Below are 13,535 nucleotides of genomic sequence, written 5' to 3' on the forward strand. Positions count from 1 at the left end.
CTGCGATCTTTTGATCTTGATTTCGATCCTGTAGGAGCGAGGCTTGCCCGCGAAGGCGGCCTGCCAGCCGACCAATCTCTTTCGGATGCACTCGGTCCAATTGTGGGAGCTGGCTTGCCTGCGAAGGCGGCCTGACAGCCGACCCATCTCTTTCGGATGCACTCGGTCCAATTGTGGGAGCGAGCTTGCTCGCGAAGGCGGCCTGACAGCCGACCTATCTCTCCCGGATGCACTCGGTCCAATTGTGGGAGCTGGCTTGCCTGCGAAGGCGGCCTGACAGCCGACCCATCTCTCTCGGATGCACTCAGTCCAATTGTGGGAGCTGGCTTGCCTGCGAAGGCGGCCTGACAGCCGACCCATCTCTTTCGGATGCACTCGGTCCAATTGTGGGAGCTGGCTTGCCTGCGAAGGCGGCCTGACAGCCGACCAATCTCTCTCGGATGTACTCGGTCCAATTGTGGGAGCGAGCCTGCTCGCGATGAGGCCCTCGCAAACGACGCTGTTTAATGGTCAGCAAAAATTTCGGAACCTTCCCACGACATTTTCAGGTTGTCCGTCGGACGCTGGCTCTCTAGTCTTTTGGCTGTCGCTGACCCATCAGCGATCGGGTGTGAGAAGCCCGAGAGTATGAATCTGGCGCCAGTACCACCATAATTGCCGCCAGCTTATCCGCTGCCAGTGATGTTCTATGGCGGCTGTGTGCGGGCAGACTTCGGTCTGGCCGGTTCTACTCCCGGTTTTCTCACCCTGCACATAGCTGCCACCCCTTTCCGTGTGAGAAACGGAAAGTGATGGCTCCATTTGCAAAATAGGGTTTTCCAATGACTAAGCCTGTACCCGATCCCCCGAAGAAAAACCAACCCCTCTCGACGAAGCCATACGCGACGAAGACCTCGCCCGAAACCGCGAAGCCATGAAACGCGCCCTCGATTTCTATCTCTGCCCCCAACCCACGAAGTCGCGCCGGCCGAGCACCATGTACATGATCGCCCCGGACGTCGACACCGAAAGCCTGCTGGCCAACGCCTGTGAATCGCTGGCCTCAGCAAGTGTCCTGGCCAGCGACTTCGCCAACAACCTGATCGGCCCGCAACGCCACACCGCGTTGGCGATCCAGCAAATCATCATGCAGGCAGAACTGGCGGTGAACCGCGCCCTGGACAACGTCGATCCCGGTGTAGACCGCGTTATCGTTCATCGCGAGCAGGCTCGCTCCCACAAGGACTCCGCCGTACCTGTGGGAGCGAGCCTGCTCGCGAAGGCGTCGGATCTTCCACCACAAATTCCAGGCACATGAAAAGCCTGCTCGCTCACGCCTGTGAATCACTGGCCTCCGCCAGTGCTGCGGCCAGCAACTTCGCCAATGAGCTGAGCGGTCTGCAGCGCAACACAGTGCTGGGGATTCAGCAGATCATCATGTTGGCTGAGTTGGCGGTGAATCGGGCGCTGGATCGGGTTGATCCGCAGACTTGAGACCGCGTTATCGTTCTTCGCGAGCAAGCCCGCTCCCACAGGAGTGCGCATTCCAAATGTGGGAGCGAGCCTGCTCGCGAAGGCGTCGGATCTTCCACCACAAATTCCAGGCACATGAAAAGCCTGCTCGCTCACGCCTGTGAATCACTGGCCTCCGCCAGTGCTGCGGCCAGTAACTTCGCCGATGAGCTGAGCGGTTTGCAACGCAACACGATGCTGGCACTACAGCAGATCATCATGCTCAGTGAGCTGGCGGTGAATCGGGCGCTGGATAATCTGGACCCGCAGACGTGAGACCGCGTTATCGTTCTTCGCGAGCAAGCCCGCTCCCACAGGAGACCGCATTCCAAATGTGGGAGCGGGCTTGCTCGCGAAGGCGTCGGGTCTTCCACCACAAATCCCAGGCATAAAAAAACCGGCGATCATTGTCTGATCGCCGGTTTTTCATTCAGCCCAAATCAAATCACTGCATCAACACTTCAATCGACCCATCCGCCGTCATGCTGACCTGGCTGGTACCGGCTTCAACATCCGGCGTTACCGGTGCCGAGTCCATGCCTGCTGCCGCTTTCATCATCATTGGCGCGCGCATGAAGGGTTGTGGATAACCGTTGCTGTTCAAATTCAGGTTAACGATTTTGTAGCCCTTGCCGCCCAACGCATCGGTGGCCAGTTGCGCTCGGGCCTTGAATGCGGTGACGGCTTCTTTAAGCAGCGCGTCTTCGCTGGCTTTGCGGGTTGGCGTGGCGATGGCGAAGTCCATGCCGCCCATTTTCAGGTCGGTCAGCAGTTCGCCGGTCAGTTTCGACAGGGCGGCGAAGTCGGAGCTTTCCAGGCGCAGTTCGGCGCGTTCACGCCAGCCGGTGATTTTCTGGCCTTTGGTGTCGTAGATCGGGTAGCTGTTGCGGCTGCCCTGGCGCAGGGTGATGTCTTTGACTTGCTTGGCCTGGGCCAGTGCCTTGTTCATGGTGGTGCTGACGTCGGCGGCGAGTTTGGCCGGGTCGGTGTTTTGATCTTCGGTGTAGAGCGTCACGATCATCAGGTCGCGGGCCACTTCCTGACTGACTTCGGCGCGCAGGGAGATCTGGTTGTAATGCAATTCGTCGGCGGCCAGGGCTGGGAGGCTGGCGACGGTGCCAACGCTGAGGGCGAGGAGGGCGGCGCTGCGGCGAAGTGTGTGCATGAAAAGCTCCTTGAAGGGGCGCAGGGGTTAAGGTCCGAGCCTGCGTGAAACCATCAGACTCTAGCTTTTATGATCCGGTTCGCCCAGTTACAACTTCTATACAGATGAATCAACTCGGTGGTGAAAAGCTTGTGTGGCGAGGGAGCTTGCTCCCGCTGGACTGCGAAGCAGGCCCAAAACCAGTCACCGCGATTTAACCGTCAAACCGAGTCAGCCGATTTGCGTCTGCTGCGCAGCTGAGCGGGAGCAAGCTCCCTCGCCACAGGAGTTATTCATCGCCGATGGATCGTGGGTAACTGTGGCGGTTTGCCGCACTTTTGCCTGCCAGCCCCCGCGCTTGGTTATACTCCCTGCGATCCGCCTGGAGCGCTCATCAGGAGAGCTCATGCTCGCCCCCGTTCAACTCACTTCCGCGACTCGCCAGAATCTCTGGCGGCTGACGTTCATCCGCACTTTGGTATTGGCCGCTCAGGCCGGTTCCGTGGGGCTGGCCTACTGGTTCGATTTGCTGCCGTTGCCCTGGTTTCAACTGGCAATGACCCTCGCGTGCTCGATGCTGCTGTGTGCCTTCACGGCCATCCGCTTGCGCACTTCGTGGCCGGTGACCGAACTCGAATACGCCGTGCAACTGGCCTGCGATCTGTTTATCCACAGTGCCTTGCTGTATTTCTCCGGCGGTTCGACCAATCCGTTCGTCTCTTATTACCTGGTGCCGCTGACCATCGCCGCCGTGACGTTGCCATGGCGTTTTTCGGTGATCCTGTCGGGCATCGCCCTGACCATGTACACCCTGCTGCTGGCGCGGTTTTACCCGCTGCAAACCTTTCCGATTGCCCGGGAAAGCCTTCAGGTCTATGGAATGTGGCTGAGTTTCGCCCTCGCTGCTGCGGTGATCACGTTCTTCGCCGCGCGTATGGCCGAAGAGCTGCGCCGTCAGGAAGAATTGCGCGCGATCCGCCGCGAAGAAGGCCTGCGCGATCAGCAATTGCTGGCCGTCGCGACTCAGGCTGCCGGTGCCGCCCATGAACTGGGCACGCCGCTGGCAACCATGAGCGTGCTGCTCAAAGAGATGCAGCAGGATCATCCAGACCCGCTGTTGCAGGATGACCTGAAGGTGCTGCAGGATCAGGTCAAACTCTGCAAGGAGACCTTGCAGCAACTGGTGCGCGCCGCTGAAGCCAATCGCCGCTTGGCGGTAGAGATGCAGGACGTCACCGACTGGCTCGACGAAGCGCTGAACCGCTGGCACTTGATGCGCCCGGAAGCCAGTTACCGCTTCCAGCGTCTGGGCCAGGGCGCGGTGCCACGCATGGCGCCGCCGCCAGACCTGACCCAGGCACTGCTGAATTTGTTGAACAACGCCGCCGACGCTTGCCCCGAAGGGCTGCAAGTGACGCTGGACTGGAATGCCGAGGACTTGACCATCAGCATTCGCGACCACGGCGCCGGTGTGCCGCTGGCCATTGCCGAACAGATCGGCAAACCGTTCTTTACCACTAAGGGCAAAGGTTTCGGCCTGGGCCTGTTTTTGAGCAAGGCCAGCGTGACACGCGCCGGCGGCTCAGTGAAACTCTACAGTCATGAGGAAGGTGGCACGCTTACCGAGCTGCGCCTGCCCCGTGTCGCCCGAGGAGACGAACATGAGTGACGAGATCCAAGTAGAAGGCGAAGAACTGCCGCATTTGCTGTTGGTAGACGATGACGCCACGTTCACCCGCGTGATGGCCCGCGCCATGGCCCGCCGTGGTTTTCGCGTCAGCACCGCCGGTTCCGCCGAAGAAGGCCTGACCATCGCCCAGGCCGACCTGCCGGATTACGCCGCGCTCGACCTGAAAATGGACGGCGATTCGGGCCTGGTACTGCTGCCAAAACTGCTCGAACTCGATCCGGAAATGCGCGTGGTGATCCTCACCGGTTACTCGAGCATCGCCACCGCCGTCGAGGCTATCAAGCGCGGCGCCTGCAATTACCTGTGCAAACCGGCCGACGCCGATGACGTGCTGGCCGCGCTGCTGTCCGAGCACGCCGACCTCGACACCCTGGTGCCGGAAAACCCGATGTCCGTGGATCGCCTGCAGTGGGAGCACATCCAGCGGGTGTTGACCGAGCACGAAGGCAACATCTCCGCCACTGCCCGCGCCTTGGGCATGCACCGTCGCACTCTGCAGCGCAAACTGCAGAAGCGCCCTGTTCGTCGCTGAACCTGCGCTGAACGAATGCAGGCCACGCCTCGCGACAAACCGAACCGATCATCTATGATCGGTTCGTGCGTGTTCTTTTCTCTATCGAGCCTTATCCATGAATCAGAACGCTGAATATTCCGCGGTCAATGATGCTGTGCGCGGGCAGTTTTTCCGCAAAGTCTGGGCGATGACCACGCCGTATTGGTTCAGCGAAGAGAAGGGCAAGGCCTGGACGTTGCTGATCGCTGTGATCGCGCTGTCGCTGATCAGCGTCGGCATCTCGGTGTGGTTCAACACCTGGTACAAGGATTTCTACAACGCCCTGCAAAAGAAAGACGAGGCGGCGTTCTGGAAGTTGATTCTGTATTTCTGCGTGATTGCCGCCGTGGCGATTGTCGGCGCGGTGTATCGGCTGTACCTGACGCAGATGCTGACCATCCGCTGGCGGGCCTGGCTCACCGAGAAATACTTCGACCGTTGGCTTGGCGACAAAAATTACTATCAGTTGGAGCAGGGTGGTTATACCGATAACCCGGACCAGCGGATTTCCGAAGACCTTAACAACTTCACCTCCAACACCCTGAGCCTGGGCCTTGGGCTGATCCGCAACGTCGTCAGCCTAGTGTCGTTCTCGATCATTTTGTGGGGTGTCTCGGGCAGCATCGAGGTGTTCGGCTATGAGATTCCCGGCTACATGTTCTGGTGCGTGCTGGTGTACGCGGCGGTCGGCAGTTGGCTGACGCACTTGATCGGTCGTCGCTTGATCGGCCTGAACAACCAACAACAACGCTTCGAAGCTGACCTGCGTTTCTCCATGGTGCGGGTGCGCGAGAATGCTGAAAGCATCGCGCTGTACAACGGCGAACCCAACGAGAACCGTCGCCTGAGCAACCGCTTCGGGATGGTCTGGCACAACTTCTGGGACATCATGAAGGTGTCCAAGCGTCTGACGTTCTTCACCTCCGGTTACAGCCAGATCGCGATCATCTTCCCGTTCATGGTCGCTGCGCCGCGTTACTTCGCCGGCAAGATCGAACTCGGTGAACTGATGCAAATCAGCTCGGCGTTCGGCAACGTGCAGGAGAGTTTCAGCTGGTTTATCAGCGCGTACTCGGACCTCGCCTCGTGGCGCGCCACCTGTGATCGTCTCCTGAGTTTCCGCCAGGCCATGGCCGATAACGAAGAGCGCGAGCCAGCCATCGATGTTCAAAACCAGGGCTCGGACCTGAAAATCCACAACCTGGGCCTCGATCTGGCCGACGGTCGCCACTTGCTGACCAGCGGCAATATGACCGTGGAGGAGGGCGAACGCGTCATGCTCAGCGGTCGTTCCGGCAGCGGCAAATCCACCTTGCTGCGGGCGATGGGGCATTTGTGGCCAGCGGGTCACGGCAACATTCGACTACCGGCGGCGCGTTACCTGTTCTTGCCGCAGAAGCCGTATCTGCCGATTGGCTCCTTGCGCGAAGCGTTGAGTTATCCACAGCCCGGCGACACGTATGCGCCTGAGCGTTATGTGGAAGTGTTGGAAACCTGCCGTTTGCCGCACCTTGTGTCGCGTCTGGATGAAGCCAATCACTGGCAACGCATGTTGTCGCCGGGTGAGCAGCAACGATTGGCCTTTGCCCGTGCGCTGCTCTATGCACCGCAATGGCTGTACATGGACGAAGCCACGTCGGCGATGGATGAAGAGGACGAAGCGTCGCTGTATCAGGCGTTGATCGATGAGTTGCCAGGGCTGAGCATCGTCAGTGTCGGCCACCGCAGCAGTTTGAAACGATTCCACCCACGGCATGTACGCATCGACAACGGCCACCTTGTCGAGCAAACCGTCACTGCCTGATCAGCCCATAACACTTGTAGGAGCAAAGCTTGCTCGCGAAGGCGACATACCAGCCAAATCATGGGCTGACTGACACGGCGCTTTCGCGAGCAAGCCCGGCTCCTGCAAAGGCAACGTGTGACGAGAAGTGATCGTACAACCCGCTTGCGCTATGATGCGCTTTCAGCCGAATTTTTCGAGACAGACGTTCACCATGGAAAACCCGATCGACGCACCTCGCCTCCCTCGCAAGCGCCGCAGCCTCGCTCAGGAACTGGTGACGGTGCTGTCCGAGCAGATCCGCGACGGTCAGCTCAAGCGTGGCGACAAGTTGCCCACCGAGTCGGCGATCATGGATGCCCATGGCGTCAGCCGCACCGTGGTGCGCGAAGCGATTTCCCGTTTGCAGGCCGCCGGGCAGGTTGAAACCCGTCACGGCATCGGCACCTTCGTGCTCGACACCCCGAGCCCGAGCGGTTTCCGTATTGACCCGGCCACCGTCGTCACCTTGCGTGATGTGCTGGCCATTCTGGAACTGCGTATCAGCCTGGAAGTGGAGTCCGCCGGCCTCGCCGCGCAACGCCGCAGTCCCGAGCAACTGGCAACCATGCGCGCCGCCCTCGATGCCTTGAACGACAGTGTCGCCCACGCCAGCGATGCTGTGGCCTCGGACTTCGCCTTCCACCTGGAAATTGCGCTGTCCACTGGCAACCGCTATTTCACCGACATCATGACTCACCTCGGCACCAGTATTATTCCGCGCACGCGGCTGAATTCGGCGCGTCTGGCGCATGATGATCAGCAGCACTACATGCACCGCCTGAGCCGTGAGCACGAAGAAATCTACGAAGCGATTGCCCGTCAGGACAGTGATGCCGCCCGCGCGGCCATGCGACTGCACCTGACCAACAGCCGCGAGCGGTTGCGCCAGGCCCACGAAGAAGCACAAGCCCAGCGCGGCTAAGCGCTTCAGCACCAGCCCCCATCCTGCAAAGCGGCGGCACGTTACGATCTTCTGATCCAGTTTTAGTATCAGGTCAAAAGATCGCAGTGCGCCGCCGCTTTTGTATTCAGCTAGTCATGGCTGACTCCTCCGACATCCTTTCTCGTCCATAACCTTTCTGGCGTGTTATCGCGCCGCCGCTGATAGCCCCCTGCTGCAACGTTTTTCCGGCATTACCTGGAATCCTGTCCGACAAAAAATCGCCCGCAACGATGAAATGCAGTTGACGGTTATATTTTAAGTTGTACGATGACCTACAACTTCGGCGAAGGCTGAACGGTTTTCTCACACATACGTTGCTATCCAGGGTGTTCGAATAATGAATCCACAAGAACTGAAGTCCATCCTCTCTTCCGGCCTGCTGTCTTTCCCGGTCACCGATTTCAATGCTCAGGGCGATTTCCATCGCGCGGGCTACATCAAACGTCTCGAGTGGCTGGCCCCATACGGCGCCACGGCACTTTTCGCCGCGGGCGGCACCGGTGAGTTCTTCTCTCTGGCGGCCAGCGAATACTCGGAAATCATCAAGACCGCTGTCGACACCTGCGAAACCAGCGTGCCAATCCTGGCCGGTGTAGGCGGTTCGACTCGTCAAGCCATCGAATACGCACAGGAAGCCGAACGTCTGGGCGCCAAAGGCCTGTTGCTGCTGCCGCACTACCTGACCGAAGCCAGCCAGGACGGCGTTGCCGCCCACGTTGAAGCGGTCTGCAAGTCGGTGAAAATCGGCGTCGTGGTCTACAACCGCAATGTCTGCCGCCTGACCGCGCCGCTGCTGGAACGTCTGGCCGAACGCTGCCCGAACCTGATCGGCTACAAAGATGGCCTGGGCGATATCGAATTGATGGTGTCGATCCGTCGCCGCCTCGGTGATCGCTTCAGCTACCTGGGTGGTTTGCCGACCGCCGAAGTGTATGCCGCTGCTTATAAGGCGCTGGGCGTACCGGTTTACTCCTCGGCGGTGTTCAACTTCATCCCGAAAACCGCGATGGATTTCTACCACGCCATCGCTCGCGACGATCACGCCACCGTCGGCAAGATCATCGACGACTTCTTCCTGCCGTACCTGGACATCCGCAACCGCAAAGCCGGTTACGCGGTGAGCATCGTCAAGGCCGGGGCAAAAATTGCCGGCTATGACGCAGGTCCTGTGCGTGCACCGCTGACCGATCTGACGGGCGCAGAGTACGAAATGCTCGCCGCGCTGATCGACAAGCAAGGTGCTCAGTAACCATCCCGATTAAACAAGGCCGCTGAGTGATCAGCGGCCTTTTGCGTAGGAGAAATTCTGTGGCTGATTCAAAGCGTTTTGATAACTACATCAACGGTGAATGGATTGCGGGCAGCGATTACTGCCGCAACATCAACCCGTCCGAGTTGACCGACACCATCGGTGAATACGCCAAAGCCGATCTGGCTCAGGTCCACGCCGCCATCGACGCCGCTCGCGCTGCGTTCCCGGCCTGGTCGACCTCGGGCATCCAGGCTCGCCACGATTCGCTGGATAAAGTCGGCACTGAAATCCTCGCCCGCCGTGAAGAACTCGGCACCTTGCTGGCCCGGGAAGAGGGCAAGACCCTGCCGGAAGCCATCGGCGAAGTGACTCGCGCCGGCAACATCTTCAAGTTCTTCGCCGGTGAATGCCTGCGTCTGTCCGGCGACTACCTGCCGTCGGTGCGTCCGGGTGTGAATGTTGAAGTCACTCGCGAAGCCTTGGGCGTGGTCGGTCTGATCACCCCGTGGAATTTCCCGATCGCCATCCCTGCGTGGAAAATCGCCCCGGCCCTGGCCTACGGCAACTGCGTCGTGCTGAAACCGGCGGATCTGGTTCCAGGTTGCGCCTGGGCCCTCGCTGAAATCATCTCCCGCGCAGGTTTCCCGGCCGGCGTGTTCAACCTGGTGATGGGCAGCGGTCGTGTGGTTGGCGATGCGCTGGTGCAGAGCCCGAAAGTCGACGGCATCAGCTTCACCGGTTCGGTCGGTGTCGGTCGTCAGATCGCCGTCAGCTGTGTCTCGCGCCAAGCGAAAGTTCAGCTGGAAATGGGCGGCAAGAACCCGCAGATCATTCTCGACGACGCCGACCTCAAGCAAGCGGTCGAGCTGTCGGTACAGAGTGCGTTCTACTCCACCGGCCAGCGTTGCACCGCTTCGAGCCGTTTCATCGTTACTGCCGGGATTCACGACAAGTTCGTTGAAGCCGTGGCCGAGCGCATGAAGTCGATCAAGGTCGGCCACGCACTAAAAACCGGCACCGACATCGGTCCAGTGGTGTCCCAGGCTCAGCTTGAGCAAGACTTGAAGTACATCGACATCGGCCAGTCCGAAGGTGCGCGTCTGGTCAGCGGCGGTGGCTTGGTGACGTGCGACACCGAAGGCTACTACCTCGCGCCAACGCTGTTTGCCGACAGCGAAGCAGCGATGCGTATCAGCCGCGAAGAGATCTTCGGCCCAGTAGCCAACGTGGTTCGCGTGGCGGATTACGAGGCAGCACTGGCCATGGCCAACGACACCGAGTTCGGTCTGTCGGCGGGCATCGCCACCACCTCGTTGAAGTACGCCAACCACTTCAAACGCCATTCCCAGGCCGGAATGGTAATGGTCAACCTGCCGACCGCCGGTGTGGATTACCACGTTCCGTTCGGTGGCCGTAAAGGTTCATCCTATGGCTCACGTGAGCAAGGTCGTTATGCGCAAGAGTTCTACACCGTGGTGAAGACCTCCTACATCGGATCGTAAACGCAATACCCCTGTGGGAGCGAGCTTGCTCGCGATGGTCTTGAGGACGCGGTGGTAAACCTGATGCCCTGTGTCATCGTTGACCACCATCGCGAGCAAGCTCGCTCCCACAGAAAAACTAAAGATTCACCCCGCATAAAAATAATCAGTGGGAGTACATCTACATGTCATCGACCAAGCCGACTCACGTCCGCTATTTGATCCTGCTCATGCTGTTTCTGGTGACCACGATCAACTACGCCGACCGGGCTACGATCGCTATCGCCGGCTCCAGCCTGCAAAAAGACCTCGGCATCGACGCGGTCACCCTCGGCTTTATCTTCTCTGCGTTCGGTTGGGCCTACGTGGCCGGGCAAATTCCCGGTGGCTGGTTGCTGGACCGTTTTGGCTCGAAAAAAGTATACGCACTGAGCATCTTCACCTGGTCGCTGTTCACCGTGCTCCAGGGCTATGTCGGTGAGTTCGGGGTTTCCACCGCCATCGTCGCGCTGTTCATGCTGCGCTTCCTGGTGGGCCTGGCCGAAGCGCCGTCGTTCCCTGGCAACGCCCGCATTGTGGCGGCCTGGTTCCCGACCGCTGAACGCGGTACCGCTTCGGCAATCTTCAACTCGGCGCAATACTTCGCCACGGTGATCTTCGCGCCGCTGATGGGCTGGATCGTCTACACCTTCGGCTGGCAGCATGTGTTCGTGGTCATGGGCGGCATCGGCATCGTGTTCTCGCTGCTCTGGCTGAAACTTATCCACAGCCCGCGCCAGCACCCGATGATCAACGACGCCGAGTTCCAGCACATCGCCGACAACGGCGGCCTGGTGGACATGGATCAAGACAAAGGCAAAGGCCAAAAGGTCGACGGTCCGAAGTGGGACTACATTCGCCAGTTGCTGACCAACCGCATGATGCTCGGCGTGTACCTGGGCCAATACTGCATCAACGGCATCACCTACTTCTTCCTGACCTGGTTTCCGGTGTACCTGGTGCAGGAACGCGGCATGACCATTCTCAAGGCCGGTTTCATCGCGTCGTTGCCGGCGATCTGCGGCTTCATCGGCGGTGTACTCGGCGGGATCATTTCCGACTACCTGCTGCGCAAGGGCCACTCGCTGACCTTCGCCCGCAAGGCGCCGATCATTGGCGGTCTGCTGCTCTCGACCACCATCGTCGCCTGCAATTACGTGGACGTGGAATGGATGGTCGTCGGCTTCATGGCATTGGCATTCTTCGGCAAAGGCGTTGGCGCGCTGGGCTGGGCCGTGGTCTCGGACACCTCGCCGAAACAGATCGCCGGTTTGAGTGGCGGCCTGTTCAACATGTTCGGCAACATCGCCTCGATCACCACGCCGATCGTCATCGGCTACATCATCGCCACCACCGGATCGTTCAAGTGGGCGCTGGTGTTTGTCGGTTGCAATGCGTTGGTGGCGGTGTTCAGTTATCTGGTGATCGTCGGCCCGATCAAACGCGTCGTGTTGAAAGAGCCTCCCGTCAATGGTCCTGAAATGACCAACAAATTATCCCGAGCGCATTCCTGAGGAGCGGCGTCATGCAGTTGATTGAACATTCCGACTCGCCGCGCTACATCCGCCTGCACGAGCGGGACAATGTGGTGATCGTGGTCAATGACCAGGGCGTGCCGGCCGGCACCGAGTTTCCCGATGGTCTGGTGACGGTGGACTTCGTGCCGCAGAGCCATAAAGTCACCCTCGAAGACATTCCCGAGGGCGGCCAGGTGATTCGCTACGGCCAGACCATCGGCTACGCCTTGCAGCCGATTCCGCGCGGCAGTTGGGTCAAGGAAGATCAACTGCGTATGCCCACCGCGCCACCGCTGGACAGCCTGCCGCTGTCCACCGAAGTGCCGGCGGCGCAGGCACCGCTGGAAGGCTTTACATTCGAGGGTTACCGCAACGCCGACGGTACCGTTGGCACGCGCAATATTCTCGGGATTACCACGACCGTGCAATGCGTCACTGGCGTGCTCAATCATGCGGTCAAGCGCATCAAGGACGAGTTACTGCCGCGCTATCCGAACGTCGATGACGTGGTGGCGCTGACCCACAGTTACGGCTGCGGCGTGGCGATCACCGCCACCGACGCGTACATCCCGATTCGCACCGTGCGCAACCTGGCGCGCAACCCGAACCTGGGTGGTGAAGCGCTGGTGATCAGCCTCGGTTGCGAAAAATTGCAGGCCGGGCAGGTGATGCACGACAACGACAGCTCGGTGGATTTGAGCGAGCCATGGCTGTATCGCTTGCAGGATTCGAGTCATGGTTTCACCGAGATGATCGAGCAGATCATGGCGCTGGCCGAAACCCGTTTGAAGAAGCTCGATCAACGTCGCCGGGAAACCGTGCCGGCGTCCGAACTGATCCTGGGCATGCAGTGCGGCGGCAGCGATGCGTTCTCCGGCATCACCGCCAACCCGGCGCTGGGCTATGCCTCGGACTTGTTGCTGCGGGCCGGTGCGACGGTGATGTTTTCCGAAGTCACCGAAGTGCGCGACGCGATTTACCTGCTGACCTCCCGGGCCGAAAGCAAAGAAGTCGCCGAGGAGCTGGTGCGGGAAATGGACTGGTACGACCGTTACCTGGCCAAGGGCGAAGCGGATCGCAGCGCCAACACCACGCCGGGGAACAAGAAGGGTGGGTTGTCGAACATTGTCGAGAAGTCGTTGGGTTCGATCGTCAAATCCGGCAGCAGCGCGATCAATGGCGTGCTTGGCCCTGGCGAGCGCTTCAAGCGCAAAGGCCTGATCTTCTGCGCGACCCCGGCCAGTGACTTTGTCTGCGGGACGTTGCAACTGGCGGCGGGGATGAACCTGCACGTGTTCACCACCGGGCGTGGCACGCCGTATGGTTTGGCGATGGCGCCGGTGGTGAAGGTCTCGACCCGGACTGAACTGGCGCAGCGTTGGCCGGACCTGATTGATATCGATGCCGGGCGGATTGCGACGGGTCGGGCTTCGATTGAGGATTTGGGCTGGGAGTTGTTTCACTACTACCTGGACGTGGCCAGCGGCAAGAAGCAGACGTGGGCGGAGCGGCATAAGCTGCATAACGACATCACGTTGTTCAACCCGGCGCCGATTACTTGATGCGTGATCGGCTTGGCCCTCACCCCAGCCCTCTCCCA

Annotated in this window: 9 protein-coding genes and 3 pseudogenes; 11 read left to right on the forward strand and 1 reads right to left on the reverse strand. The window is 59.9% G+C overall.

Annotated features, from left to right (window positions below):
* Positions 1–821 precede the first annotated feature (821 nt).
* The 3 pseudogenes from JFT87_RS08975 to JFT87_RS08985 form a co-directional block, all read left to right on the forward strand.
* Positions 822–1,174 (forward strand): annotated as a pseudogene (locus JFT87_RS08975) (DUF6124 family protein); the annotation flags it as partial.
* A 122-nt stretch (positions 1,175–1,296) separates the two neighbouring features.
* A pseudogene (locus JFT87_RS08980) lies at positions 1,297–1,473 on the forward strand (DUF6124 family protein); the annotation flags it as partial.
* Positions 1,474–1,590: 117 nt separating this feature from the next.
* Positions 1,591–1,767 (forward strand): annotated as a pseudogene (locus tag JFT87_RS08985) (DUF6124 family protein); the annotation flags it as partial.
* 169 nt (positions 1,768–1,936) lie between these two features.
* Here the strand turns inward: JFT87_RS08985 and JFT87_RS08990 are convergent.
* Positions 1,937–2,656 carry an SIMPL domain-containing protein gene (locus JFT87_RS08990; protein WP_201200531.1) on the reverse strand — a complete coding sequence of 240 codons (720 nt, stop codon included), beginning with the start codon at positions 2,654–2,656 and terminating at the stop codon, positions 1,937–1,939.
* A gap of 385 nt (positions 2,657–3,041) precedes the next feature.
* Here JFT87_RS08990 and JFT87_RS08995 point away from each other — a divergent pair, with 385 nt between their 5' ends.
* The 8 genes from JFT87_RS08995 to garD all read left to right on the forward strand — a co-directional run bounded on the left by JFT87_RS08995 (position 3,042) and on the right by garD (position 13,497).
* Positions 3,042–4,304 (forward strand): ATP-binding protein, encoded by a 1,263-nt coding sequence (locus JFT87_RS08995; protein WP_201200533.1) that lies wholly within the window; start codon positions 3,042–3,044, stop codon positions 4,302–4,304.
* Entirely contained in the window at positions 4,297–4,857 is a 561-nt protein-coding gene (locus JFT87_RS09000; protein ID WP_007942792.1) for a response regulator transcription factor, read from the forward strand. The genes JFT87_RS08995 and JFT87_RS09000 overlap by 8 nt, the downstream gene beginning before the upstream one ends.
* A gap of 97 nt (positions 4,858–4,954) precedes the next feature.
* A complete protein-coding gene (locus JFT87_RS09005; RefSeq protein WP_201200536.1) occupies positions 4,955–6,682 on the forward strand; it encodes an ABC transporter ATP-binding protein/permease in 1,728 nt (575 codons plus the stop codon).
* Positions 6,683–6,875: 193 nt separating this feature from the next.
* Positions 6,876–7,625, forward strand: a complete 750-nt coding sequence (locus JFT87_RS09010; protein ID WP_201200538.1) for a FadR/GntR family transcriptional regulator — start codon at positions 6,876–6,878, stop codon at positions 7,623–7,625.
* Positions 7,626–7,983: 358 nt separating this feature from the next.
* On the forward strand, positions 7,984–8,895 hold the full coding sequence (gene kdgD / locus JFT87_RS09015; protein ID WP_201200540.1) for a 5-dehydro-4-deoxyglucarate dehydratase: 912 nt from the start codon (positions 7,984–7,986) through the stop codon (positions 8,893–8,895).
* Positions 8,896–8,954: 59 nt separating this feature from the next.
* Positions 8,955–10,400 (forward strand): aldehyde dehydrogenase family protein, encoded by a 1,446-nt coding sequence (locus tag JFT87_RS09020; protein ID WP_201200541.1) that lies wholly within the window; start codon positions 8,955–8,957, stop codon positions 10,398–10,400.
* A gap of 164 nt (positions 10,401–10,564) precedes the next feature.
* Positions 10,565–11,932, forward strand: coding sequence for an MFS transporter (locus tag JFT87_RS09025; RefSeq protein ID WP_201200542.1), 1,368 nt, complete (start codon positions 10,565–10,567; stop codon positions 11,930–11,932).
* 11 nt (positions 11,933–11,943) lie between these two features.
* Positions 11,944–13,497 carry a galactarate dehydratase gene (gene garD / locus JFT87_RS09030; RefSeq protein ID WP_201200545.1) on the forward strand — a complete coding sequence of 518 codons (1,554 nt, stop codon included), beginning with the start codon at positions 11,944–11,946 and terminating at the stop codon, positions 13,495–13,497.
* Positions 13,498–13,535 lie beyond the last annotated feature (38 nt).

It is taken from the genome of Pseudomonas sp. TH15 (genome assembly GCF_016651105.1).
In the GTDB taxonomy this organism is placed as follows: domain Bacteria; phylum Pseudomonadota; class Gammaproteobacteria; order Pseudomonadales; family Pseudomonadaceae; genus Aquipseudomonas.